The sequence below is a fragment of the Pseudalkalibacillus sp. Hm43 genome (assembly GCF_051842935.1).
Lineage (GTDB): Bacteria > Bacillota > Bacilli > Bacillales > Fictibacillaceae > Pseudalkalibacillus.
The window spans coordinates 435,025-459,176 of record NZ_JBPXRR010000001.1 but is presented as its reverse complement, the minus strand read 5'-3'; the positions used below and the strand labels follow the sequence as shown (position 1 = coordinate 459,176).

At 39.8% G+C, this 24,152-nt stretch carries 22 protein-coding genes; 3 read left to right on the top strand and 19 right to left on the bottom strand.

Features of this window, described 5'->3' with window-relative positions; all coding sequences use genetic code 11:
• Position 1 precedes the first annotated feature (1 nt).
• The 3 genes from qoxC to qoxA are packed head-to-tail and all read right to left on the bottom strand — an operon-like array spanning position 2 to position 3,531.
• Positions 2 to 598: a cytochrome aa3 quinol oxidase subunit III gene (gene qoxC, locus ACSVDE_RS02390; RefSeq protein ID WP_439299364.1), complete on the bottom strand. Its 597-nt coding sequence runs from the start codon at positions 596 to 598 to the stop codon at positions 2 to 4.
• Positions 599 to 600: 2 nt separating this feature from the next.
• Positions 601 to 2,535, bottom strand: coding sequence for a cytochrome aa3 quinol oxidase subunit I (gene qoxB / locus ACSVDE_RS02385; protein ID WP_439299363.1), 1,935 nt, complete (start codon positions 2,533 to 2,535; stop codon positions 601 to 603).
• 48 nt (positions 2,536 to 2,583) lie between these two features.
• Positions 2,584 to 3,531, bottom strand: a complete 948-nt coding sequence (qoxA, locus tag ACSVDE_RS02380) for a cytochrome aa3 quinol oxidase subunit II (protein ID WP_439299362.1) — start codon at positions 3,529 to 3,531, stop codon at positions 2,584 to 2,586.
• 587 nt (positions 3,532 to 4,118) lie between these two features.
• Between qoxA and ACSVDE_RS02375 the strand changes: the two genes are divergently transcribed.
• Entirely contained in the window at positions 4,119 to 4,655 is a 537-nt protein-coding gene (locus tag ACSVDE_RS02375; protein WP_439299361.1) for a sigma-70 family RNA polymerase sigma factor, read from the top strand.
• Positions 4,648 to 5,274, top strand: a complete 627-nt coding sequence (locus ACSVDE_RS02370) for a hypothetical protein (protein ID WP_439299360.1) — start codon at positions 4,648 to 4,650, stop codon at positions 5,272 to 5,274. Before ACSVDE_RS02375 ends, ACSVDE_RS02370 begins: the two co-directional genes overlap by 8 nt.
• A 38-nt stretch (positions 5,275 to 5,312) precedes the next feature.
• Here ACSVDE_RS02370 and ACSVDE_RS02365 read toward each other — a convergent pair whose 3' ends face one another.
• The 4 genes from ACSVDE_RS02365 to ACSVDE_RS02350 form a co-directional block, all read right to left on the bottom strand.
• Positions 5,313 to 6,656, bottom strand: a complete 1,344-nt coding sequence (locus ACSVDE_RS02365; protein WP_439299359.1) for an FAD-binding oxidoreductase — start codon at positions 6,654 to 6,656, stop codon at positions 5,313 to 5,315.
• 127 nt (positions 6,657 to 6,783) lie between these two features.
• Entirely contained in the window at positions 6,784 to 7,341 is a 558-nt protein-coding gene (locus ACSVDE_RS02360) for a hypothetical protein (RefSeq protein ID WP_439299358.1), read from the bottom strand.
• A gap of 1 nt (position 7,342) precedes the next feature.
• Positions 7,343 to 7,891: a DUF1697 domain-containing protein gene (locus ACSVDE_RS02355; RefSeq protein ID WP_439299357.1), complete on the bottom strand. Its 549-nt coding sequence runs from the start codon at positions 7,889 to 7,891 to the stop codon at positions 7,343 to 7,345.
• Positions 7,892 to 7,894: 3 nt separating this feature from the next.
• Complete coding sequence (locus tag ACSVDE_RS02350; RefSeq protein ID WP_439299356.1) at positions 7,895 to 8,296, bottom strand: bleomycin resistance protein; 402 nt, start codon at positions 8,294 to 8,296, stop codon at positions 7,895 to 7,897.
• A gap of 480 nt (positions 8,297 to 8,776) precedes the next feature.
• On the opposite strand from ACSVDE_RS02350, the gene ACSVDE_RS02345 reads away from it, so the two are divergent.
• Positions 8,777 to 9,532 carry a hypothetical protein gene (locus tag ACSVDE_RS02345; RefSeq protein WP_439299355.1) on the top strand — a complete coding sequence of 252 codons (756 nt, stop codon included), beginning with the start codon at positions 8,777 to 8,779 and terminating at the stop codon, positions 9,530 to 9,532.
• 34 nt (positions 9,533 to 9,566) lie between these two features.
• Here the strand turns inward: ACSVDE_RS02345 and ACSVDE_RS02340 are convergent, their stop codons facing one another.
• The 12 genes from ACSVDE_RS02340 to ACSVDE_RS02285 form a co-directional block, all read right to left on the bottom strand.
• Positions 9,567 to 10,484, bottom strand: a complete 918-nt coding sequence (locus ACSVDE_RS02340) for a hypothetical protein (RefSeq protein ID WP_439299354.1) — start codon at positions 10,482 to 10,484, stop codon at positions 9,567 to 9,569.
• 93 nt (positions 10,485 to 10,577) lie between these two features.
• The gene (locus ACSVDE_RS02335) at positions 10,578 to 11,720 is read right to left on the bottom strand and encodes a CehA/McbA family metallohydrolase (protein WP_439299353.1); all 1,143 of its coding nucleotides are present in this window, start codon (positions 11,718 to 11,720) and stop codon (positions 10,578 to 10,580) included.
• 171 nt (positions 11,721 to 11,891) lie between these two features.
• On the bottom strand, positions 11,892 to 12,314 hold the full coding sequence (locus ACSVDE_RS02330) for a very short patch repair endonuclease (protein ID WP_439299352.1): 423 nt from the start codon (positions 12,312 to 12,314) through the stop codon (positions 11,892 to 11,894).
• Between the two features lie 108 nt (positions 12,315 to 12,422).
• A complete protein-coding gene (locus ACSVDE_RS02325) occupies positions 12,423 to 13,550 on the bottom strand; it encodes an AIPR family protein (protein ID WP_439299351.1) in 1,128 nt (375 codons plus the stop codon).
• A 143-nt stretch (positions 13,551 to 13,693) separates the two neighbouring features.
• A complete protein-coding gene (locus tag ACSVDE_RS02320) occupies positions 13,694 to 15,031 on the bottom strand; it encodes a DNA cytosine methyltransferase (RefSeq protein WP_439299350.1) in 1,338 nt (445 codons plus the stop codon).
• Between the two features lie 112 nt (positions 15,032 to 15,143).
• Complete coding sequence (locus tag ACSVDE_RS02315) at positions 15,144 to 16,124, bottom strand: PD-(D/E)XK motif protein (protein WP_439299349.1); 981 nt, start codon at positions 16,122 to 16,124, stop codon at positions 15,144 to 15,146.
• Positions 16,114 to 18,780: a Z1 domain-containing protein gene (locus ACSVDE_RS02310; protein WP_439299348.1), complete on the bottom strand. Its 2,667-nt coding sequence runs from the start codon at positions 18,778 to 18,780 to the stop codon at positions 16,114 to 16,116. The genes ACSVDE_RS02315 and ACSVDE_RS02310 overlap by 11 nt, the downstream gene beginning before the upstream one ends.
• On the bottom strand, positions 18,773 to 20,134 hold the full coding sequence (locus ACSVDE_RS02305; protein WP_439299347.1) for an ATP-binding protein: 1,362 nt from the start codon (positions 20,132 to 20,134) through the stop codon (positions 18,773 to 18,775). Before ACSVDE_RS02305 ends, ACSVDE_RS02310 begins: the two co-directional genes overlap by 8 nt.
• Positions 20,135 to 20,226: 92 nt before the next feature.
• Entirely contained in the window at positions 20,227 to 20,592 is a 366-nt protein-coding gene (locus ACSVDE_RS02300) for a Swt1 family HEPN domain-containing protein (RefSeq protein WP_439299346.1), read from the bottom strand.
• A gap of 12 nt (positions 20,593 to 20,604) precedes the next feature.
• Positions 20,605 to 21,471 carry a phosphorothioated DNA-binding restriction endonuclease gene (locus tag ACSVDE_RS02295; RefSeq protein WP_439299345.1) on the bottom strand — a complete coding sequence of 289 codons (867 nt, stop codon included), beginning with the start codon at positions 21,469 to 21,471 and terminating at the stop codon, positions 20,605 to 20,607.
• 140 nt (positions 21,472 to 21,611) lie between these two features.
• The gene (locus ACSVDE_RS02290) at positions 21,612 to 23,309 is read right to left on the bottom strand and encodes a DUF2207 domain-containing protein (RefSeq protein ID WP_439299344.1); all 1,698 of its coding nucleotides are present in this window, start codon (positions 23,307 to 23,309) and stop codon (positions 21,612 to 21,614) included.
• A 112-nt stretch (positions 23,310 to 23,421) separates the two neighbouring features.
• Positions 23,422 to 24,126, bottom strand: a complete 705-nt coding sequence (locus ACSVDE_RS02285) for an MBL fold metallo-hydrolase (RefSeq protein ID WP_439299343.1) — start codon at positions 24,124 to 24,126, stop codon at positions 23,422 to 23,424.
• Positions 24,127 to 24,152 lie beyond the last annotated feature (26 nt).

Here is a 24,152-nt window from a genome sequence, read left to right as displayed (position 1 = left end):
ATTACAACATTCCTTTCAAATAGATGAAACTGAAAATGAAGATCCAAACAACGTCCAAGAAGTGCCAGTACAGTGAGAAGATGAACGACTTGTTACCTGTTTCAGGCGTCAAGCCACGCTTCTTCACTTGCATCATGATGTAGAGACCCCAGAACAATCCGACAGTTACGTGCGCTCCGTGTGTTCCAAGTGTCGTGAGCAAGATCGACGTGAACGCACTCGTTTGGATGCCTGCTCCTTCATGTGCGTACGTAAAGAATTCGAAAATCTCTACGCCTAAGAATCCAAGCCCGAGGGCGAGCGTAATTCCGAAGAACCACAGCATCGCCTTCTGGCGACCGAGACGCATCGCATGAATTCCCAGTCCGATTGTAAAACTACTTGTCAAAAGCAAGAACGTTTCAATGAGAACCGGCGTGATCACGAAAATCTCAGCCCCACCCGGACCATTCCCTGTGCGGTTTTCTAGTGTGAAATACGTCGCGAATAGCGTCGCAAACAACATGATTTCCGCACCTAGGAACATCCAGAATCCGAAGATCTTCAATCTATTTTCTTCTGTACTATATTCTAACGGCAGCGAGTGATCGATTTTCATAATTAAGCACCTCGCATTTCTGATTCTGTGTCTTCGATTTCTTCCACAGAAATGTAATGACCGTGATCGATTTCAAATGAACGCATTGTCATGAAGACGAAGATTGCGATCGTTGCAATGATCGCCGGAATCCATAAGCTGAAGATGAGCGCGAAGCCCCATACAAAGAATACACAGCTCATGATGAACGGTATACCACTGTTGTTCGGCATGTGAATCTTCTTATACTCGCCTTTAAACAGCTCATGCCCCTTCTTCTTCGCATCCCAAAGTGCTTCGCTGGATGCGACTTCCGGTGTAACTGCAAAGTTATAGTGTGGTACTGGTGTGTGCGTCGCCCACTCAAGTGTACGCGCATTCCACGGGTCAGCACCGATATCACGTGAAGCATAACGGACACTGTGATAGATGTTGTACACAATCAGTACGAATCCGACTGCCATGATCGCAGCTCCGATAAAGGAAACCATGTTCATCGGACCAAATCCAGTAGACTCAGAATACGTGTACATACGGCGTGCTTGACCGTCCAAGCCTGTGATATACATCGGGATGAACGCGAGTATGAATCCAATCGATAGCAACCATGCCGTCCACTTTCCTATTCTTTCGTTCAGCATGAAGCCGAACATCTTCGGCCAGTAGTACGTGAGTCCAGCAAGCATCGCGAATACGACACCAGGGATGATCACGTTATGGAAGTGAGCGACCAGGAACATCGTATTGTGATACTGATAGTCCGCCGCTGACATTGCAAGCATGACCCCTGTCACTCCACCAAGTGTGAAGAGCGGGATGAATAGGATCGAATACAGCATCGGTGATGTGAACTCGATTTTACCCTTCCATAGTGTCAGCAACCAGTTGAAGATCTTGACTCCTGTCGGAACCGCAATCGCCATCGTCGTGATGGAGAAGATGCTGTTCGCGAATGCGCCTTGACCCATTGTGAAAAAGTGGTGGGCCCATACGACGAAGGATAGGAGTGAAATCAAGACCATTGATCCGACCATCGACTTGTATCCGTATAAATTACGACGTGCAAACGTCGAGATAATTTCACTGTAAAGTCCGAATGCCGGCAGAATCAGGATATACACTTCAGGATGTCCCCAAACCCAGAACAGGTTCGCCCAAAGCATCGCCATTCCGCCGTTATCGAGCGTAAAGAACTGTGTTCCGAATAGGAGGTCCATCGTTCCGAATGCGAGAGCAACCGTCAATACCGGGAATGCGAAGATGATGATGACACTTGTGATCAGGATTGACCATGTGAACATCGGCATCTTCATAAGCGTCATGCCTGGTGCTCTCATTTTCAAAATGGTCGTCAGGAAGTTGATCCCGGTCAAGAGTGTACCGATTCCGGCAATCTGGATCGCTATCATATAGTAGTGCGAACCGACCGACTCGCCATCAGCGAGCGGGAAGTACGATGTCCACCCTGCGTCCGGTGATCCACCGACCATGAATGAGATATTGAACAGCATCGCACCCATGAAGAACAGCCAGAAGCTGAGTGCATTCAATCGTGGGAACGCAACGTCACGCGCCCCGATTTGAAGCGGTACGACAAAGTTCATGAAGAATATGATAAAAGGCATCGCCATGAACAGGATCATGACAACCCCGTGCGTTGTAAAAATTTCGTTATAGTGCTGCGCATCCAGAATCTCGTTCTCAGGTACAGCGAGCTGGGCACGCATCATGATCGCGTCGACGCCACCTCGGAACAGCATCAAGAGTGCCGAGATGAGATACATGATCCCGATTCGCTTATGGTCAACAGTCGTCAACCATTCGCGCCAAAGGTATCCCCACTTTTTGAAGTAAGTAAGCCCTGCGAGGACGGCAACCAACGTAAGTGCGGCTGCGACCATGGAAGCGTAAATCGCGAAACTCGGATGTGGTATGGCAAATCGTTCAAAGAATTCCATACGATTTGACTCCTTTCAAGATATCTATAATCGGTAAAACCCGTTCATTTACTCGTGGTGTTTATGATCGTTGCTTTCGCTTCCCTTTTTAGAGGAAGCGTGATGGTCATGGCCATCTTTCTTTTCGTCTTCCTTGTGCATATCGTGTTCTTCGTACTTGTCACCTTCGTGGTGATGTTCCGGTGCCGGTTCGTATTGTTGCTGTGTTCCGGTGAACGTCATGCGTCCAAGGTGACCTGGCTCAAGCAGTTCCTCAAATTTCTCTTCAGTCAGAGGATCCGCGTTGTCTTTGACTTCTTTTACCCATTCGTCGAACTCTTGTTGAGACATCGCCGTTACGTCGAACGTGTTCTCGGCGAACCCTTTACCAGAGAAGTTGGCGTTCCGTCCCATGAAGTCGCCTTCTACGTCAGCCGCGAGATGCAGCGTTGTGACATGGGCGTTCATCGCGTATTTCTGTCCTCCAAGCTGAGGAATCCAGAAACTCGTGATCGGTCCGTGTGAGTAGAGTCGGAATTCTAGCGGACGATCGGTCGGAACGTATAAGTAGTTGACTGTTTCAATGTCTTGCTCCGGATAACTGAAATGCCACTTCCAGTCAGAGGAAGATGCATAAACGACCAATGGTTCTTTGTCTTCGTATCCTTGTGGTGCCGATTCAACGATATAGTTACTCTGAACAGAAACGACGGACAGGATGGCTACGATGATGACCGGAATCCCGACGAGAATCCCTTCCACCCATGGGTTCCCCTCGATGTGTGGTGGTTCATAGTCATCCGGCTGCTTGGATGCCCGATATTTGACGAGCATAATCACAAGCCACACCAGTACGGCAATCACAATACCTGCCATCATGATCATTGTAAAAATGATGTCACTCGCTAACCGTTCCGCTTGCGGTCCTTTCGGATCGAGCACAGTCAGCTGTTCACACCCCGTCAGGACGGAGAGCACAAACATCATGAGCGCAAACAAACCCAACTTGAGTTTCATACACGTTCCCCTCTTTCTCCTTGCTAAAATCTATGAAAATCACTATCATCTAAAGTTCTTGACCCTAATATATCAGGTTTTTCGGCGGACTTTGTGAAGTTTTGAACGTTGTCACTAAATCGCAAAAAACTTTTGACAAACCTTTGTCAGTTGTCTGAAAACAGTCACAATCTGGACAAAAATGTAGGACGGATCCCCGTGGGACCGTCCTTTCCTAATGGATTTATTGAAAATGAGGGACGGTTCTTTTGTGAACCGTCCTTTTCCTTATGGGGTTTTGTAGTAAGAATGAACCGATTTACAAGACGAGTGCTCGTTTTTACAAGACCGAAGCTGATTTTTCTAAAACAAGCCGTCATTTTTCTAAAACCACCAGTGATTTTTCTAAAACCAACACCAAGTTTTACATAACAAAGCCCCATATTGTCATTACACACTCAAAAAGCTGCGCAAAAGGTCCATTTTCACAGACTTTCTAGGCAGCTTTTTTACATAATGAAGCGATTGGAGATCTTTTTCAGTTAAAAGTGCACCTTTTTCCAACTGGGAGTCGTCTGTTTTGTAAAGAGATTATGCGGAGTGATTGTATGATTGAGTATTCGAATTGGGAGTCCGCGACAAATGAGGAGATCCTCCAGCTGTTGATGGAGGATTACGGGACCGATGCAATGCACGTCGCTTTTTCCTATGTAAAAGATTACGCCACAGCTGAAGACCTTGCTCAGGAAGCCTTCATCAAGGTGTATCAAAGCCTGCATCAATTCAAAGGGAATTCGAGCATCAAAACATGGGTGCTGAAAATAACGATCAACCACTGCAAGGATTATTTGAGGAGCTGGCATTACCGAACTGTAAAACTAGCAAAAGATGCGCAGCAGATTTTCGGCATCCAAAAGTCAACGGATCAAATCGTCTTGAAAAACTCGATGCAAGAACAGGTCACAAACCACGTGTTGGCATTACCATTAAAGTACAGAGAGGTCATTTTCCTCTATTTTTACGAAGAGTTGAATGTTCCGGAAATCAGTGACTTACTGAATGTGAATCCAAACACGATCAAATCCAGGCTACTTAGGGCTAAAAAAATTCTCAAAGATCAACTCGGGAGTGATTTCAATGCTTAATAAACATCTTAAGCAACTTCGCCCACATTTAAAAGAAACGAAGTTCAAAGACTTTACCTTTGACGAGCAACATCAAGAAAAGGTCTTTCATGGGATACGGGAAAACAAAGGCGTTCACTCGAAACGAAGTTATTGGAACTTCGGATTAAGCATCGCAGTTTCGTTGTCTTTGCTTTTCGGAATCGTATACTTTGGTGCCAGTCAAATGGATTTCTTTAATGGGTATAACGTGGCACATGAAGGAAAAGAGGTGAATTGGGAAGCTCGACAAGACTATAAAGAAGACGGCAAGCTTTTATTGTCTGTTTATCCTGACCCAGCACTTACAGCAGGTAAACCATACGGGTATCTCTTTCATTTCACCGAACCCTTCAAAACCTATGAAGGTAAGGAGCTAACGATCAATGCTTACCATAAAGAAACTGGTGAAAAGTTGATGGTGGTGCCTCCAACTACAATCACGAATCCTTCATCAGGGTATCCAAGCTTAGAACGTTACACCCCGACATTTGAGGTTCCAGAAGGCGGCTTATGGAGATACGAAGTCCTTTTAAATGGAGAATTTTATGCCGATGTGATTATTAGGGTTTCCTACGGGGATACGAAGAAAGAGGAATAGGGTCATCATGAGGAAATAGATGATGACCCTTAAGACCATTATGGAGCTGGTGGAATACTTTGTGGAAAACAGAAGAAGTTTTCGGGATCGTATTTCGCCTTCACTCTTCTTAAACGTTCGAAGTTCGAGGCGTAATACTCTTCTCCGAAGTTTTTAATATTCTGATCCGGTACGTTCACATAGGATCCTTTTACAAACGGTTGAAGTTGTTGACGGACTTTTTCAACGGAAGCAAGGTTCCTGGCTTCATCTTTCGGTTGATTCCAGCTCGCGTTCCATTCCGAATAAAATAACGGTTCACGCCAATAGAAGGCGGTCTTGTCTTTCGGTATTCGACGGATTTGCCCACCCCAATTCTCAAAAAAGAAATTGGCTTCTGTTCCAGTGGCTTCTTCAAGGTAATTTTTCATAATGGAAATCGGTTCTTCCGACCAAAGATCCAGTGACCAAACAGAGGAAAACTTCACACTCTGTGATGATTGTTCAGGGATTGGCTGAGGAGGATCTAAGTAATTGATCGCGTCAAGGTAGAACAAAGATTGTATATCGACTTGTGTTGGTGTTCCTGTTGTCGTTAAAGGTTCTAGTAATCTGACCGCCTCGGTTTTCGTTCCCAGGAAAATTCCATTAACGCGACAGAGCCCGTTGATTTTACTATATATCTCTAGATAGCAGCCTAATCGTTCGTCTACAAACGGAGCCCATCGTTGCCAGGTTCTAAATACCGATTCAAGCTGGTCCCATGGCCATACGATATTAAAAACAGTGGCGGTTTCCGGCGCACGAGGAACTCTGAATGTGTATTCCGTGTTATAACCGAAATTCCCTCCGCCACCACCCCTCGATGCCCAGAATAAATCTTCATTGTGGTGTGCATTCGCTGTAACGATTCTACCTTTCGCATCGACCATTTCAAGTCCGCGGAGGTTGTCACTGATCAGTCCGATCGACCTTGAGACCACTCCAAATCCCCCGCCCATCGTGATTCCACCGATCCCAACGGTTGGACTGTCGCCAAACGGGGCCATGAAACCATTCAAGGCTAATTCCTTTACAAGGGGACCGACAAGAATACCCGTTTGAACAGTTGCAAGTCCCTTCCTTTTGTCTATGGTCACTTTATTCATATCACTAACATCAATCACAAGCCCTCCCTTTACAACAGAGAGGTTCTTATCCAGCGCATGGCGACCACTTCTGACGCGTAATGGTACGTCATTCTCACGTGCCCATTTGATGCCATTACTTACATCCCTTGCGTTCTGGGCAAAAACAAAGACAAGAGGAAAGGTATCAACATAAGGATTCCAGTTCTTAATCGCTTCTTCATAACCGAGGTCTCCTTTATAGATGACCCGCCCGGTTAACTGTGTAGATCCCATATATTCAACTCCCACCAAACGTAATCTAGATAGTTAGTGTATGATGTGGGAGTTTATCCTGTTCGAAAGATATTAGGCTGTCAGTTGTCCACATTGTTGATGACAATATATTGGAGTTTCCTTGTTCTTATCTATTCTTCACAAGTGGATAGTACGAGTTCTCAATCAATTTAATCCCTGTAGTTTCATATCGCTTAAAAACACTGGTGCCATCCCAATCCCCATCTTTAACCATCACTTGTCTAAGACCTAACTCATTCAACAAATCGTCTTCTTTTCTCGTTATATAAGCAGTGAAATAATACTTTGACAGTTGTTCTAAAACCAATTTTTTATCTGGGTCATCTTTCTTGAGTTCTTCCATGATCTTTTTAAAATAGAGGTTCTTACATACGACGTGTTCACCTATAAAGGGTTCTTTCTTATTTTGTGAATATCGTTCTAACGCTTCAGGTGATACGTACTTATGTGCTTTTATACCTGTTCCCATTAGATCTATTCCGTACAATTCTTTTGCAGCCGATTTCATCGATCTGTATACAAAACCTTGGATGAAATTCATGTGAGTTTGAAAAATCTTAATAGATTCTTCGTCCATTAACTTGATCGCTTTGTAGTTCTGTATCAAGAGCTCTGTAGCTCTTTCATAGACTTTCTCTTCTTTTTCATTTAGTCGATGTATCATGTCATCCTCCGTCTTTGCCTATCTCTGCAATCTTCATAATGGAGTTCCAGTTGCGGGTGGTGGCAGCGACTTTCAGTTTCTTTTCAAGGAATGTGTTGGAGAAGACGGTCTTTTTGTAGCCTTGCCGACAAAGGACGTAGGCGGTCGTCCCCTGGAGTTTGAACTCGTCGATGTCACTTTCGGTCTCCTTCAGCTTCTGGATTCCTTCCCTACTCGGTTCTTCTGCTAAAAAGGAAACGTGCAGCTTTTCATCTTCTCTTAACGCATCGACATCAAACGGACACTTTTCCATCACCGCCTGCCATTCCTCTGCTGTTTTTACAATGACAGGGACGGCAAAGCCGAGCGCACCTTCAAGCTCTACCTCAATCCGTCCTGTCAATTCTCTGGCATCCTGATACTCCGCTTCAAAAATGACATTCCCACTCTGGATATACGTCTTCACATTCTCAAAGCCCATTGACGTAAAAATTTCCCTCAGGTTGTCCATTTTCACCTTTTTATGCCCACCAACATTAATGCCGCGCAGCAATGCAATATAAACCGCCATCCACTACCTCTTCCACTCAAAAAACGTGATCAGATTGCGATCCGGGTCTAACACTGAAAACTCCCGAGTCCCCCAGGGCTTGTCCTCAATGGGTGCATTCGGATGAATGATGTCCTTTGGTCCTAAACGCTCATACATGGCATCCACACCTTCCATCCCGATACGGCAGCCCGACGTCCCGGCGATGAACGACTCCGCCCCTGTCACAACGGGATTCCAATGCTCCTCCTTGCGCCAATTCTCATCGTCCGCAAGCCACAAATGCACCTGGACCTCATCAAGCCCAAGAACTACAAATTCATCCCCCACATGCAAAATCGAAAACCCTAATGTGTCCTTGTAAAACAACAGACTTCTCTCCATCTCTTTCACCGGTAAAGCCGGAATCGCCTCTATCATCTTCATAACCCCAACCCCTTTCGTTCTACTCATCTAAATTAAACGATTCGGCTTCCTCTTAATAAATCCTGCAAATGTGTATGAATTGGAAAATAAAAGGTGTATAGGGTCCAAGTATTGAAATTATTTAAAGGATATATGAGTTTATTGGAAGGTAGGATAACAACTATGAAAGACAAAAAAACAATGAATACGAGAAGTTTAGTCCAATGGACAGCCTTTGCGATTGCGCTTGGAACCTCTGCTGTATATGGACTGCTCTTTTTTACAAAGGTAGCTCAAACCATGTCAATAAACACCCTCCATAGCATCGCCCTCACTGGTTACGTGATTTCAATGATCGTTCTACTTTTTCTTTTAGAATGAAGAAATCGTAACGATATCTTTCCTTATACGGTTAGTGATGGACAAGTCCTCTAACACACACAATCCCTTTGAAAGCATATAGTGGCTAATGACATCATACATCGAAATGGGGATTGGATTATGAATCAATATCAATACCGACCTCGTCAGTTTCCTCCGTTCGGTCCGGGGATGGGTGGACCTGGAGGACTTGGTGGGTTACCAGGCTTAGGCGGTGGTATCCCTGGTGGCCCGGGTATGGGAGGCTTCCCTGGCGGACCTGGAATGGGCGGTTTTCCTGGAGGTCCTGGAGGAATGCCAGGATTCCCTGGTGGTCCGGGTGGAATGCCCGGAGGACCAGGAGGTATTCCTGGTGGGCCAGGCTTCCCTGGTGGGCCCGGTGGACCTGGTTTTCCAGGAGGTCCAGGCATGCCTGGTGGCCCTGGTCTCCCTGGAAACGGACCTTCTGCATTACCTGGTCAATTGACGCTCCAACAGCAACAGCAAGTCCAACAGATTTTACCGACATTATCCCAACCACAGAGTGGACCTCCACAAAACCTGGTCAGCTTGTACTCAACCTTATCGGCATTACCACAAACCCAGCTCCAATCATTGGTTGGACAGCAGCCTCAGAGCACGACCCAGATCACATCACTACTCGGAGGTCAGCCACGTCCCGAATTCGAGTATGAAGACAACGATGATCGAATCAACGGGATCTGGGGCTGTCAGGGCAGATGGACGTTAGTCTTCTATCAGACGCCATTCGGCGGAATCGGCATCGCACTCGTCTGGGTTGCGTTCGTCAACTTCTTCATCACCATCGGATTCTGCTACCCGACATTCAACCTATGCTTCTTCTACACACCACAGATCTTCCTTGCACTATGCTAAAAAAAGCAGGTTGGAATTCTCCAACCTGCTTTACTTAATTACCATCATTGTAGACTTCTTTTTCAAAGGTTCTTCCATTGTTATACGTGACTTGGACAACCAGTCGCATATCTTTAACTTTTTTCACCTTATCCAATTTGAAAGCGTTCATCATCGGATCAGCAGGATCGTATTGTTCATCAACTTCAAATTTTTCTTTATCTGATAAGGTTCCATCCTTATATTTCAGAAGATAAGCTTCCTCTATACCAGCGGAAGGAGAGTCCGCATGATGATTGAATAACATGATGCTAAAGTTTTCATCATTCATCAGCACGTCCGTCTGTAATGTACCATAAAGGTGACTGCCAAAATCACCTAAATGTTCCGTGTGGACCTTTCCACTCTTCACCATATCACCATAAGACACGGTTACATAGAACTTGAGCGTCTCTTCTAACATTTGTTCTTCCATCTCTTTCTCGGAGGTTACTTGTTGAGACTCAGCCGTTTCGTTCATGTATCCCACGTGCCACATCGGTCCCATATCCAATTTGATTGGAACCTTCACTTGAAAAAGACCTTGCTGGGTCTCTTCTGCTGGAAGCGCCTTATACTTTTCATCATCGCCATATGTATAATGGAACACGACTTCTGAATCTTTTTGAAGCTCTTTCACTTGCCATTGGAATGTCGCTTCCGCCTGATCACCCACTACCTCATTTGGATCGAGATCCATCCTGATCGGAGTGATCCAACTCTGTTCTGCTTGCATCTCATCCAATACACCAATAATTTGATAGGCTTGATCGTTCACATTATCCGATATGTTATATTGCATGTTAGAAATTGAATTCACCTGATTCTCCACCTGATTGATCTTCGAAAATAAGGTGAAATTCATAATCAGACTAACAACTAATGCACCTACTACAAATACTACGAAGATTTTTATCTGCTTCTCCCGTTCCACTATAATCCCCCTACATTACTATTTCCTTCCAAAATCATAACATAATTTCCATAAAAAGAAGGTTGGATTTCTCCAACCTTCTGCTGCAACATTCTATTGGTTCACCCAGATCGGACTTGAGTAAATCATCTCACCGTCTGCTTGAGTCATACGGACGAAATACCAGGCACTTTCAGAAGTTGCTGGTGTTGTGGGACTCCACTCAAAAGTCTGTCCACCATTACTAGGTTCATATGTTTCAACGACTTCTCCACCGTTCGTCACGAGTTCCGCTTTGACGATGGACTCTCCAGCATCAGGATCATGCCCGATCACATTCAACTGGACAGGTTGATGGGTCGTCAACTTCGCTCCCATCATCTGACCGTTACCTGTAAACACCATCTGATAGTTGGAGTCCTGCGTTGCATACACATGATGCTGTTCCAAGGCGGCTCTTACTGCCTCATGAGAATTTTCCGTAGCAATAATTCCAGTTCGCGCAAACGTCGGGTCTCCCCAATTTTCTCCGTGATGGTCCGATACACCGATGGCTCCGACATGCCAGCCCTTATCGAGAGCTTCTACATAAGTAGAGTCATAGATATCATCCCGGTTGAACACCTCAATGGAAACGACACGGTCATCCACTTCAGGGACATAAGCGAGATCATCCAGCTTACCAGGCTCACGACCCGGATGATTGAAACCACCAATTCCGTCACTGCCACCTAGTAACTGCGTATCCGTCTGGAACCAATTCCAGAATGGCTTCATCGTCGGCGTTCCAGGTGAACGGAACACATCTGTATAATGCTTCGAGAACCAGACGTTGAAATGCCCTTGATACGGATCGCTCCACTCGAAACCGCGGATTGCCGTAAACGACTCATCTGAAATCTGATCCGCTTGATATTGGACGTCCTCCCACTCCGTACGGTAAGGAAGCGGTGTATTCACACCCTCTTCTTCATTCGCAATCAGGTTCAACCCTTCCGAATGCTCCGTAATCGCGATAAAATCAAGCCCATTCATCTTCGCACTTTCATACGCCATCTTCGGAGTCCCCGAACCATCCGGAGAATAACCCGTATGATTATGTAAATCCCCAAAGATGATCTGCTTCCCTACCAACTGATCTTGAATCGCTTCATAAACCGAAACCTCATCACCATGCGCATTGACATCCTGTCCAAACATCATCATTGCAGCCGCACCAACAGCTACCACTTTCCATGTAAAACTACCTAACTTCATCTCTCCACCTCGTTCTACGTTAGTCTCTTTAAGTATGAAAACAAGTAGAGGTGAATTACAAGGGTTTGAATGTAAAGTAATTCTAAAGAATTAATTATTTTTGCGAATTACTAACAATATATATTCCTACAATCAGACTAAAGAATATTTATCATCCTACTTACTATTTGTTTATGTTTCTTTTTTGGCTTTATCAATAAAAGTACTAATCTTATCTATAGTACCATCAAATACGTTGTTGTTTAATTCATGTTCCCATACCCTCATAATAAACCACCCTTTTTGTTTGTAATAAGTTGTTACAATTTCATCTCTTTTTTTATTTTGTTGAAGCTTGTTCCTCCAGAACTGTGTGTTACTTTCAGGAAAGTTTCCATGTTCTGGGCATACATGCCAAAAACAAGAATCAATAAAAATAACTATTTTATACTTTTTTATGACTATATCCGGTGTACCTCTCAAACTTTTAACATTCTTTCTAAATCTATATCCACGTGCCCATAGTGCTTTACTGACCTTGTCTTCTAACTTAGAGCGCGAACGAATTTTACTCATCGTTTTCTTTCTTTGCTCTTTAGTCATTACATCACTCATATTAAAACCTCCCTTATCATCCTCTTTATAGTAATAACCTAAATTGAAAAGTAATAACTAAAATAGACAAAGAAAAGCCACCCTATAAGAGTGGCTCCTATTTCATGTTTATTTTGTAATCATAATTTGACGTTCAACTATCATGTAAAGCATTAGCCAAAGTTGAGAGTCTTTTCCTACAGCGTTTGGATTCCCACCAGTGACGGATAATTTTGAATGAATCTGACTTGTTAATTCAGGTAGCACTTCATCTAAAACTACCAATGGGTCAACTTTCCATTGATATTTTCCCTCATGCTCTTCTAATAAACTTCTAAAACTTGCTAACACAGGAAGAAGTAGTCCTGATGGAACATAGTAATCTATTGTATCACCATCATTTCCAAATAAAACTTGACGTGTTTCTCCTGCTTTAGCGCATTTATTTTTTCCATACATAGCACCTTTTTTACTGTTGTATGCTTTTTTCCATTTCTTTTCAATATTTTCGTGAAGATCAAAAACAGTTGGGTTAATTTGGGCGAGTTTATGGAACGGCTCAGGTTTTTCCAAAAAATAATCAATAGGTTTGGAATTTGCAACATAAGAAACTGTTGGTTGTTTCATATTGTCATAACGTTCTAGGTTAAATACATTCATAACTTGGAGTAAGTTCTTCACTTCAATCTCTTTATCTTCATTCTGTTTAAAACCTACTCTGTTTTCAAAAGGTTTACCCTTAATGGCCTCTTTTAAAAATTGAAACCTTCCTTCTAATTCAGCAATCGAATATTCCTTTACAGCAACATTTGTATTACGTGTTTTGGCCAGTTCAACAGCTTTTTCAAAATCTAATCCTGTAAAGACCTCAGCTCGAACATATTTTCCTGAAAGGTTAATCCCTTCTTCTTGTACTTCTAGAATTGATCTAGCTGTATGTCCACCATCAATCAAACCATCTTCAGAATTTGTAAATGTTAACGTAACCTCACCTGTATGCTTAACAAGATTAGAACATGTTATAGTAAGCCCCCTATTTAATACTTCAAAATAGGTCTTATTCGGATCCCTCAAAGTTTCCTTAATTTGTTTTACTACTTTAGTATTCATGTTTTGCTCACGTGGATTGGCTTCTGTAGGTAAATCAACAAGTGATTCACATGGTATGTAAAATTGGTAATGGGTAATCGAGGGATCATTAGGATTAGCCATAGATGTAAAGCTTGAATCGTTTACTTTCAAACTAATTTTCTGCATTTATTTTTTACCTCCTAAATTTATATCTATATACTATATTTTAACAGATTTTACTAACTAGACCATATTTTTATTATCGGGAATACCAATTATAAAATAGTCTTATGTTTTCAAAAAAAAAAGAAGCAATAATTACTAAGTAATTATTGCTTCGTATTATTTAATACTTCTTTAACTGCTTTTGCTACCACATTGGACATTGTAGGCGGGACTGCATTCCCAACTTGAACAAATTGAGCGGTTCTAGGTCCTTCAAAATAGTAATTATCCGGGAACCCTTGTATTCTAGCAGCCTCTCTCACCGTCAATGACCTTAATTGTTTTTGGTCAGGATGAATATTATAATGACCATCTTTAGAAATATGAGCAACTACTGTATGTGGCAATTCATTCCACCTGTGTACTTTAAATCTATCAAGAAAAGAACTGGTATTTTTATGAGTTTTTAAACTTGCTGGTAAATCAGAATAGTTTAATTGTTTACCCTCACTTGCTTTTTTAATAGCAATACTATATATTTTTTCATCTTGTTTTTGAAGTTTTCTTGCTTTATGATTTAGAATCCCTGGGCTATTTCTTCTCATTAGTTTTTGGTATTCTGATAAACTTGTTCTAGCTTCACTTTCATAACGTATAAGTTTGTGATCATAGCCCTGACCAGGTGTTAATGTTGGGAGATCTGATAATACATTTTTTGTGTTCATTTCTTCTGAAATTCTTAACGCATATGAACTAAAATCTGGATACTCCATTTTAAATTCACTTTTATGCCCAAACAAGATAAGTCTTTTTCTTCTTTGGTATGTACCATACTCAGAAAAATCTAATACATTCTTTTTATCATCATCTTCTCTTCCTGAAGATAATTTATACCCTATTTTATCAAATTCTTCTTGAATGATTTCAAACAATTTTCCTTTTTTCGCGGAAATTAATCCAGGTACATTTTCAAAAACAAATACTTTTGGTTGAAATTCTTTAACTAAATTTAAATAATGATAAAACAAAAAATTTCTACCATCTCTGTCCACATCTTGCTTCATACGCCCCCTACCAATTAAAGAATAAGCTTGACAAGGGGGACCGCCTATAATAGCACTAACTTCGGTCGTATTGTTATATATTAATGATCTTTCGATTAGTTTAATAATTTGCTTCGACGATGTTGCTTGCTTATCTTTCTCTGGATTTCCAAATTTCTTATTTAGAACTTCAATATTGAGTTTTTCTTCTAGATCTGGATACTTCTTAAATATTATCTTTCTTTTATCATTAATATCTCTATATGACTCTATCGAATTTAAATACTCATAATACAACGATAAATCATCATTAGATTCCAAATAATGGAATACACCTCTAGTTTTTAATGTCTCGCAAGCCCATGTATCCTTTTCTACTTGGGCAACAATATTAAATCCATGTTCATGAAACCCCTCACTAAGACCTCCACCACCTGAAAATAAATCAATAATATCCATATTTAACTCCCCTATTACTAAAATCAATAAATAAACGAACATTTGTTTCGTCTTAGTAAGTTAATTATTACATATCTTTAATAATAAATATATAGAAATTATCTAATTAATTTCAAAAGAAATTTGATGGTGTAGTAGCAATAATTGGACTTCTTGAAGTATCTAAGTTTATTACATAACTTACCTTCTCTATACCTTCTGGAAAAGTAACAAAAGAATCAGTGCTTAATTTAGGAAATAAATCATCTACTTCATAAAGTCTTTCTTCAATTATCCGAAATCGGAAACTATCATATTTCTCTTTATGAGCCTCAAAATATCCTGCTTGTGCAAGTCTAATTTCAAACAACTCTAACAATTCTTCATCATTAGAAATTAGATCCCGCACCTTATTTATTAGAGAGTCCAATGTATTGGTTGAAGATCCTTCTTTTCTACATCTAAGACTATAAAAATAAAGGTTTCCATTTTGGGGAATCAATAACTGATCCAGACCATTAATGGAATGTACATGTCCTTTAATTGATGTTGTTGACTTGACTTCTATACCAATATTAGGTAACTCAAAATCATTTCTTGATCCCGTAGGACCAGACCAATACTTTAAATAGTTTTTGTTTTTTGGTAATAACCAAACAAGCAAAAACCATAATTCACCAAACAATCCAATAATTCTTTCTTCTGTAAGGATTGCTTCATTGACTTTCCCCCAAAAGCTTCTCCATTTATTAATTACTTTAGAAACAGCTATTTTAGGATTATTTCCACTCTTCAATAAGTTAATAATATCTATTATTACTAGATTAAATAAATTATTTCCCTTTGGGTCTGTACAAACAATATCCAAAAATAGTCTTTCAGGATCTTGGTTTATTACCAATTTCTTTCCTTCAACCGTTATTCCTCTACTCTTTGTATCTTTAATAGAATCTTCAATGTTTTCAATACCAATGAGTAAATGCCTAAGTCCTTGGTAATCAATCCCTATCAAGACATCTCTATTTTCTAATAAATATTTAGCGTTTAACGATCCATAAGTTGGTATATTTTTATCAAGATCATTCCACTTATCAGTTACTACTTCAATTTTCATTGGATAATGCCCCCACTGAACCAACCACATATTGTACCGTAGCTGCAGTATTAGATTTAGGAAATACTAATGCCATTCCAATTATGTGCTGACCTTGATCAAAGTCCTCAAATAGCGGTTCTCGGTTATTTGAATCTTCATTATTGTTATACCTCAATTTGTAACCTGAGTATTTACTTATTGGATAAATTAGTAATAATCCTTCATCACTATCTCTAACATGCCTCAACGCTTCAACATAAGATAAATTATTATCATTTTCAGACATTTCCATTGCCAGTGCAAGCTGACTATCATTTAATCCTATTTCTTGATCATCTTGGGATACAATTGCCTTTAAGGAATTAGTTTCTTTTATTTTTGTTCTTTCTATCAGATTTATTCCATCTCTTCCAGTTATACCAAAGTCTATTTTACCTAATTCTTCATTATGTTTCGATCTTCCAATAATGCTTACGGTCCATTTATTTAGCTCTTGATAATTATTTTGTTTTATTATATATTCTCTTAGCTTTTCACATCTAACCCTAGTTGCAAAAGGATCCGTCTTATATTCAGCAAGAAAGTCTAAGATTAAAGAAGGTTCATTCAGTTTCCATACAGGTTTGTTTTTAGAAGAATTTAGGAGCGGAACCCCTAATGATTTGATAAAACCTTTAGTAATTTGAAGATTAGAATCAAGCCAAATTTTATTATTAAGTGGGAACGTAATTGTTTGTAGTAATTGATTTTCATAAGATATATTCAAGATCTGTGAAGCTTTCATTTTTAAAGGGCTAGTAACTAACATTGAAGAATGTTGTCTTATTTTTATACCCACTTCTAGAGGTGTCAATTTCTCACGTTGATATCTTGCTATTTCTCTGTGTAATTCCTCTTCAACTGTTGCTAAATCTCTAAACCACTTATCCAATATTGCAGTTGTGTATATTCTAGTTAAATCTGCATAATCTCTACGATATCCAAACCATCTTCCCATTTGCATTAGCGTATCATAAGTAGCTGAGGATCTAACAAAGTAACTTACTAACAAACCTTCAATTGTTAACCCCCTCGATAATCTGTTACCACCTATAACTATCACACATTGATTCGGATCAGTTTCATAATTGATTTGATCTTCAGATTCACTATGTAATTGTATAATGTCAACTTTTTCAAAAAAAGTTGATATATGTGACTCAATTTCATAAAAGCTTTTATCTTCATTTACATTAATAGAGCGAGTTAAAGGCCTGAATTTTTCATTCCAAATTTTTTCAAATTTACTTCTTAAACCTTGTTCGCGAAAATATCGCCAATCATCCCTTAACTCACTGAAATATTTTACTATCAAAGTGGTAAGTCTCTCTTGAATAAGAGTCCTATAACTTGTATGAATAAGCATTGAAGTTGGAACATTGGCACTTTCTCTTTGGTGTCTAGCTGCACCTGCCAAAATAAAATCTATAATTGCTTCTTTCAAGCTCTCCGGTATGTTCGGTTGAAAGGACTCAACTTCATTACGATGTTGAGGAACTAGATCCTTAATTTCATTCTTGGGAACATGCACGATAACATTTAATCGATCATCTGGATTATCTGATGAGCCAAATATTTCTGTTGCACCTAAATAATTGTTTGGTTTTGGTAGAGCAACAATAAATGATTTGGGATACAAATCATGACCCGCGTTAACATCAACAGCTTCATGATCAATCAATACATTCGCAAATGGTGTTGCAGTATATGCTATATAAGCTTTTTTAGTAAACATATTTAATAACTTTCTAATAAGATCATTAATTGTGCTTGGCGAGTCTTCGTTATCTTCATAATCAGGATCAATGTCAATAGGTTTGTTTCCACCTGTGTTAATAGAAGCTTGATCGGCTTCATCGTCTATTATTAAGCAAGGGACTGTACGCCTTGTATCCTCATGACTTTGTTCTAACCATGATAATAATCTTCTTAACACTGTTCCATTTTTCTTAACTACTAATAATACAGGATTATTTCCGCTTAAGCCGGCCGACGAATTTCCTGGATTAAAGTCACCATTATGCAGGTCTGCTTTTGTGAAAGTCTGCCATTCTTTTTCTGGAGATGGTCTTTTTACTCCGACTTGCCTTCCATTAGATATACCTACAAGTTCTTTATCTAATCTCGTTTGGGTTTGGTATCTTAATGAATTCTGCATACCAGCTAGGACTATAATTATTTTGTATCCTGTATCAACTGCTTTAGAAATAAGAGCAGTATAGTTAGCTGTCTTACCACTTTGGACATATCCAACTACTAAACCTTTAGTATCAAATTCTTCGTTAGATGACGGATTGTCCATTGCACCTAAAATTTTATCAGTAGCGTCATCAATAGATCTTACTGTTTCATTAGACCAACCTTTACTATCTATCAAATAATTTCTTAACCTTGGCCAGTAATACCAACTATTTCTATCAATGTATGGTAACCATTGTTTACTTTCTCTATTTGGATCAGTTACCACACTTGGGTCCCTTATAGTAATATAATTATCTTTGTAATACTCTTTTTTAATTTGTTCCCTATATTCTTCAGGAATAGCAGGATTAATTATTGCTTCTTCTATAGAACAATTTGTAGTGTCTATTAGAACATTTACAATTCTGAGATATGATTCTATAAGACTATTCATTATTTTTGCCCCTTTCTTGTAGCTTTTTAATCTCATCAATATTTGAAAGCCTACTTAAAATTTTATTTAGTAAATATTCTTCTTCACTTAGCTCTTGTTTAATAATGTCTAGAATCTTTATTATTGTATTATCCAAATCTTTATTGCTATGTAGAATCTGGGTTGAAGAGTTTTTTTTGGGTTTAGTCTTTATTTCTAATCCAGGTTCTTTTCTTGGATGTTTTTTGGGAGGCAGCTTTGCTTTTTGAGGAGGTCTCTTTGAATCACCCTTATTACGATAGACTTCATTTGCTTTCGCACTCACTTTTTTTGCAATTTCTAATAATTCCCCTCGAATAACATTAGGAATTTTCACTTTCATTTTTGAAATATTTATCTGAAATGCATTATCAGCTCTTGAGTCAAAATCTATTGCCAAACGGGCAAGTTTTGTATGCTCGTCAGCAGCTCTTAGCCTATTCCAACCTCCACTTTGTATCAATCTATTATTTCTATAGATATATAATCCTTGCTGCCTATTCCATTTTTTAGGTCCAGCAGCCTTAGCATGGGCTTGCTTAGATGAAAATTGAGATTCATGCGGGAGGATATAGGGTCTAACTTTAACATTTATTTCAGAGTTAGAGCTGTCTTTAAATTTCAATATTGAAGTATCTATAGCTTTTGTACAGGGTTCATCCACTACAAAAGGATCCCATGCTTGAATTAAATTCCCATTTATATAGATGTTAACCTTTGGAACATTTGTACCTGAAATAAATCTATGAAATACCATCCCTATATGCTCTTCAATTTGTCTACAAATTCCCGCAAATTCCCTTTGTGTGAGAATACTATCTTCGTCTTTATATAGAATTCTATCTAAATTCTCCCAAACTACTACTGTTCCATTGTTACTGTTTAACCTTTCTAAAATAATCTCGTTAAACTCATTCTCACTTAATTTTAGAGCTTCCCACTTGTCACTTTTGTTTATATGATCTAAATCCCAACATAGTGTATTAATTTCTTCATATTGGTTTTTACTAGCAATAGTGATTTTTTTACAATGACTTAATGAGGCTGTCTTAAGACCTAACCCAAATTTCCCTAAACTTTTTTCATTATAATTACTATTGCTTCCATAACGAAGGGCTTCATCTATCTCATTTGCACTCATGCCAACGCCATTATCAGATATCGAAATATACGAGTGGATACCAATGTATTCGACATCTATCCATATTTCGGTTGCTTTTGCTTCAATGCTATTATCTACTAGATCTGCAATAGATGTTGGTATATCATATCCTATATCTCTTAATGACTCGGTAAGTCTTGAGGCAGAAGGAACAATCATTACTTTATTATCCATTTACATAAACCCTTTCTACTAGTTCTTATATATAAGTATAACTTACCATAATAGTTAAATATAGGGTTTGGGTTTACTATTAATTACTATTGTTATATCTGTATAGTCTCAAGAAGTTGGTTATATGTGTTTCTCAAAATTTTGAACTCTGTTTCATCAAGCACAACGCAATGAGCTATTTTGTTTCTGATTGGACATAAATAATAGAGATTTGAAAATAAACTCCTAGGAAGGCTGTTGATAAAAATACGGCAACTTTTAAAGAAACTTATTAATTCATGAAATTGTAAATTTACAAATGATTTATTAGGTTGCCTTCTTAAATAAAATTTATATGAAGCTTCGTACCAGTTCTCACCATAAACCAACTGTAATTCTTTAGATATGTATTTTCTAAGTGTGTTCTCAATCTTATACAAAAAACCATACGCTTCCTTCATATGGTTTAATTCGTTCATAATTAACCTCCTTTAAAAAGGTCTGGCTTCTCCTCGGAAAACCTCTCTAAAATGCCAGTTAAGATATGCCTCATTTGGGGAGTAGGAATTGTTTATTGGACTCTTTAAATAATTTCCATGATAATTCATAAGCCATTCTCTAAATCCTTTCGTACCATGTGCTTCTTCTGATACAATTAATTGCCTCTTATTTGTCAGTGTGAAAACTCCTCTATCAAATAACTTATGATGTAGTGAACATAAGGCTATGCCGTTTTGTTCAGTATCCGGTCCACCCAATTGAAACCACTTGATATGCGCAGCTTCTATGGCAACCAGGTTATTTCCTAATCGGATATTAAATCCACACACAGCACAACTATACTCGTAAGCTCTTAATATTTTATTTCTAAACAATGGATCTCTAGTTTTACTTTTCTTTATCCTTATTTCCAATCCAACTGCCAATAGAATATCTTCATGTATACTTTGCGGGAAATGTTTATGAAGTATCAAGTCGGCTAATTCTTCTATAATATTGGGATTCCTGTTTAACAATTGACACACTTCATCGTTGAATCCACCAACCAATTCATTTTGGACAAGGTAGTTATTTTTGATATTGTCCCTTCCAACTTGTTTATTTAAAGACCATATACCATCATTGGTTAACCTTACAAAAGGATGCTCAGGATGATACGAATGTCGGTGAGGTCCGAACTCAGATAGTAACTTTTTTAACTTATCTTTAACCTCAATATACGGTAAGTCCCGAATCTTATCTCTTTGATATTTGGCAAGAGCATACAGTAATAATAATGGTTTATGAGGTGCTCTTTGGTCACCCTTAGTCCATATACTCAAATTTCCTATTTTATCTTTTAAAGTTTTTTCATTCATATAATTTCTCACCAACTTAAAAGGTAATCACTTTAATAATAGCAGAAAATGGTTTATAGACAGAGTTACCCAGTCATGTTGAACAACTCAGCTCTCGTTTCTTTATTGAAAGGCTTCCTCAATATAAATTTAATGTTACATCAGAATGCACCGGATCCACCTCCTCCACCGCCAACTCCTGCTCCAGATCCTGCTGTACTTGCTCCCAATGAGACTCCAGTGGATTGGTTGGCTGCCTGGAAGTTGTTGGAGCATGCTGCTCCCAATATGATGAAGCTGCTGACATCCGTGGAGGAATAGGCTACCTCCTCTGCATTTTTAGTACTTGGTGGATAGAATGATTTGGAGAACCTTTCATTCTTCTTAATGATTGATTTGGTTTTCGTACCGAGTCCGTAGATATAGGCGCGTAATTGATCGTCATCTGACCATGTTCTCCAGTCTTCTTCATTCAGGGTTTCAAATCGTTTCTTGAACTCCTTCCATTCATAATGGATCAAGGCTCCTTTTTCCGTTCTCGGATTGTACGAGAACGCATAAACGATGATTGCACCGACGAGAAGGACTGTTGTAATCATCCAGAGTAGCAAACCATGGAAGCCGAAGATGAATGGCATAAAAATGATACTGGATAACCCGATTGATATACGGTATGCTTTCTTGTTTTCATAGAGCTGGTTCTCGTTCACTTCTTCTTTTACGGCTTTCTGCCATTTCGTACTGTAGTTGCGATAAGTTTCATGGTTTATCTTTAGTCGTGTATAGCGTTTAAGATCATTGAAACCGAATTCACCGTTTTCTCCGATTACATCAAACAGCCATTCCATAAGGATTTGTTCATGCTTCAAGGCACCTTCCCTATGGATGATTTGGAAACGGTCTTCGGCAATGCGCTTCACATACTTTTTCCGTACGAGATCCAACATAGCGGCAGAGATGGCTTCAGGTGGAAGTTGCTTATAATTGGTGTAAGCAATGGTCGCCGATAGGCTCATCCTCTGTTTCGGTACATTGCGGGTAAGGTCCATCTCCCTTTCGGCTTCCCTTTTCCGATTGGCATGACCTTTCCATAACCCTATATAGTTTAAAACGATTAACAGACCTACAATCGGGAGGGCGATGCTTGCCGTCCTGTCGAGAGCCCTATGTCGTTCCGCTTTTGCTATGACTTGTGCCTGAAGATCCTCTTTCTCCTGTAAAATCTCTTCTTTCATCGGTTGATCGGAAAATGGAGTCGCGGATGGAAACAGAGCTTGATCATAAGCTACCCGGATATCTCCGTTCGTATTGTCCGGTACCCGACCCATGTCAAAATAGACCGTTCCATTCGGCAGAATGTCTTCATCTCCATACGCTTCATCATAACCGAACGCAATCACATCTTCGGTATCTTTCGGAGGGTGTATGGCGATCAACAGGTTTTCATACGTTGATTCATTACTTCTATCGTAAAAAGCCCAATAGAACTGAGCGACATCAGAATAGACTTCGACGCCTTTTTTAATCGTATAGGTGAGATCCACTTCGACCACTTCGTCCGACCCTTTCCGATGGATCTTGTAAAAATGATCGTCTCGTTCCACCTTCAACGCTTTTCCATCTTCAGTGGCTTTGAAGGCTTTGATCTCGGACCCTTTCTTCGGAATCACTTCCCTTGTGATGCCGTTGAACTTCCCTTCGAATGCATATGTAAATGTCTCCTCAACTTGTACGTCCCCGTTTTCCTGCAGATAGGCATCGATCCTTGCTTCCGTAATCGAATATTCCACAGCAAATGCTTGGTTCGGGAACAATAACATGACCAAGAAGAAAATAAGAATTGGAATCCATCGTTTCATTTCGTTCACCTGCTTTCAGTATCTGTTTACGATTGAAACGGGGAAAAAGTTTCATTATTTTGGAAAATAGAAAAAGACCAGCGTTCTCGTTTGAGACCCTGGTCTTGTATGCTTATCCTTTGAACACGTTCTCTTCCTTGATTGAATAGGTTTTCGTTGTTTCCTGGATGTATTGATCGAGGTGGTCTGCGGGATTCAGGACCGCTTTTCCATGACAGACTTCGAGGCGTTTTGGCTTCAGTTCTCCGACGATCTGGCTGCTCCGGACCGCTTCCTCCATGTCATAGGTGAACATCGGCATCGGTCGATAGAGCTTCTCATTTTTCGAAGTGAATAAATCACCTGCGAGCAACACGCCATCTTCCGGTTGATAATAGACAACATGACCTGGCGCGTGCCCTGGCGTCCAATACGGTTCCAGGTTGCCGATTTTGTTGAGCTTTCCTGTTTCGTCTTCCATCAATGGTTGTGCGAGATTTTCGGAGACATTTGCGGAAGGTTTCTTTCGTCCCGGATACGCTTTTTTACCTTCCATATACGGAATTTCATTACTGTGCACATATACCGGGACTTCGGTTTCTTTTAATATTGACTTCAATGCTCCGACATGATCGGGATGTCCGTGCGTCAGGACAATCCTTTTCAAAGGTCCAGCATCCAATCCATTGATGAATTTGAGAATTCCCTTCCCCATCATCCCGATACCTGCATCAACGAGTGTGACCCCGTCTTCTTCTTTTACAACCCATACGTGGATCGGCACAATCATCCACGTCTTCAAGCTCCAAATGTGCTCTGATATTTGTTTGATTTCCATTCCGCCAGCCCCTTACCTTTTTTACA

Bases quoted from the DNA above. Each gene is read 5' to 3' on its own strand.
- qoxC (WP_439299364.1), bottom strand. From the start codon at position 598: ATGAAAATCGATCACTCGCTGCCGTTAGAATATAGTACAGAAGAAAAT.
- qoxB (WP_439299363.1), bottom strand. From the start codon at position 2,535: ATGGAATTCTTTGAACGATTTGCCATACCACATCCGAGTTTCGCGATT.
- qoxA (WP_439299362.1), bottom strand. From the start codon at position 3,531: ATGAAACTCAAGTTGGGTTTGTTTGCGCTCATGATGTTTGTGCTCTCC.
- ACSVDE_RS02375 (WP_439299361.1), top strand. From the start codon at position 4,119: ATGATTGAGTATTCGAATTGGGAGTCCGCGACAAATGAGGAGATCCTC.
- ACSVDE_RS02370 (WP_439299360.1), top strand. From the start codon at position 4,648: ATGCTTAATAAACATCTTAAGCAACTTCGCCCACATTTAAAAGAAACG.
- ACSVDE_RS02365 (WP_439299359.1), bottom strand. From the start codon at position 6,656: ATGGGATCTACACAGTTAACCGGGCGGGTCATCTATAAAGGAGACCTC.
- ACSVDE_RS02360 (WP_439299358.1), bottom strand. From the start codon at position 7,341: ATGATACATCGACTAAATGAAAAAGAAGAGAAAGTCTATGAAAGAGCT.
- ACSVDE_RS02355 (WP_439299357.1), bottom strand. From the start codon at position 7,891: ATGGCGGTTTATATTGCATTGCTGCGCGGCATTAATGTTGGTGGGCAT.
- ACSVDE_RS02350 (WP_439299356.1), bottom strand. From the start codon at position 8,296: ATGAAGATGATAGAGGCGATTCCGGCTTTACCGGTGAAAGAGATGGAG.
- ACSVDE_RS02345 (WP_439299355.1), top strand. From the start codon at position 8,777: ATGAATCAATATCAATACCGACCTCGTCAGTTTCCTCCGTTCGGTCCG.
- ACSVDE_RS02335 (WP_439299353.1), bottom strand. From the start codon at position 11,720: ATGAAGTTAGGTAGTTTTACATGGAAAGTGGTAGCTGTTGGTGCGGCT.
- ACSVDE_RS02330 (WP_439299352.1), bottom strand. From the start codon at position 12,314: ATGAGTGATGTAATGACTAAAGAGCAAAGAAAGAAAACGATGAGTAAA.
- ACSVDE_RS02325 (WP_439299351.1), bottom strand. From the start codon at position 13,550: ATGCAGAAAATTAGTTTGAAAGTAAACGATTCAAGCTTTACATCTATG.
- ACSVDE_RS02320 (WP_439299350.1), bottom strand. From the start codon at position 15,031: ATGGATATTATTGATTTATTTTCAGGTGGTGGAGGTCTTAGTGAGGGG.
- ACSVDE_RS02315 (WP_439299349.1), bottom strand. From the start codon at position 16,124: ATGAAAATTGAAGTAGTAACTGATAAGTGGAATGATCTTGATAAAAAT.
- ACSVDE_RS02310 (WP_439299348.1), bottom strand. From the start codon at position 18,780: ATGAATAGTCTTATAGAATCATATCTCAGAATTGTAAATGTTCTAATA.
- ACSVDE_RS02305 (WP_439299347.1), bottom strand. From the start codon at position 20,134: ATGGATAATAAAGTAATGATTGTTCCTTCTGCCTCAAGACTTACCGAG.
- ACSVDE_RS02300 (WP_439299346.1), bottom strand. From the start codon at position 20,592: ATGAACGAATTAAACCATATGAAGGAAGCGTATGGTTTTTTGTATAAG.
- ACSVDE_RS02295 (WP_439299345.1), bottom strand. From the start codon at position 21,471: ATGAATGAAAAAACTTTAAAAGATAAAATAGGAAATTTGAGTATATGG.
- ACSVDE_RS02290 (WP_439299344.1), bottom strand. From the start codon at position 23,309: ATGAAACGATGGATTCCAATTCTTATTTTCTTCTTGGTCATGTTATTG.
- ACSVDE_RS02285 (WP_439299343.1), bottom strand. From the start codon at position 24,126: ATGGAAATCAAACAAATATCAGAGCACATTTGGAGCTTGAAGACGTGG.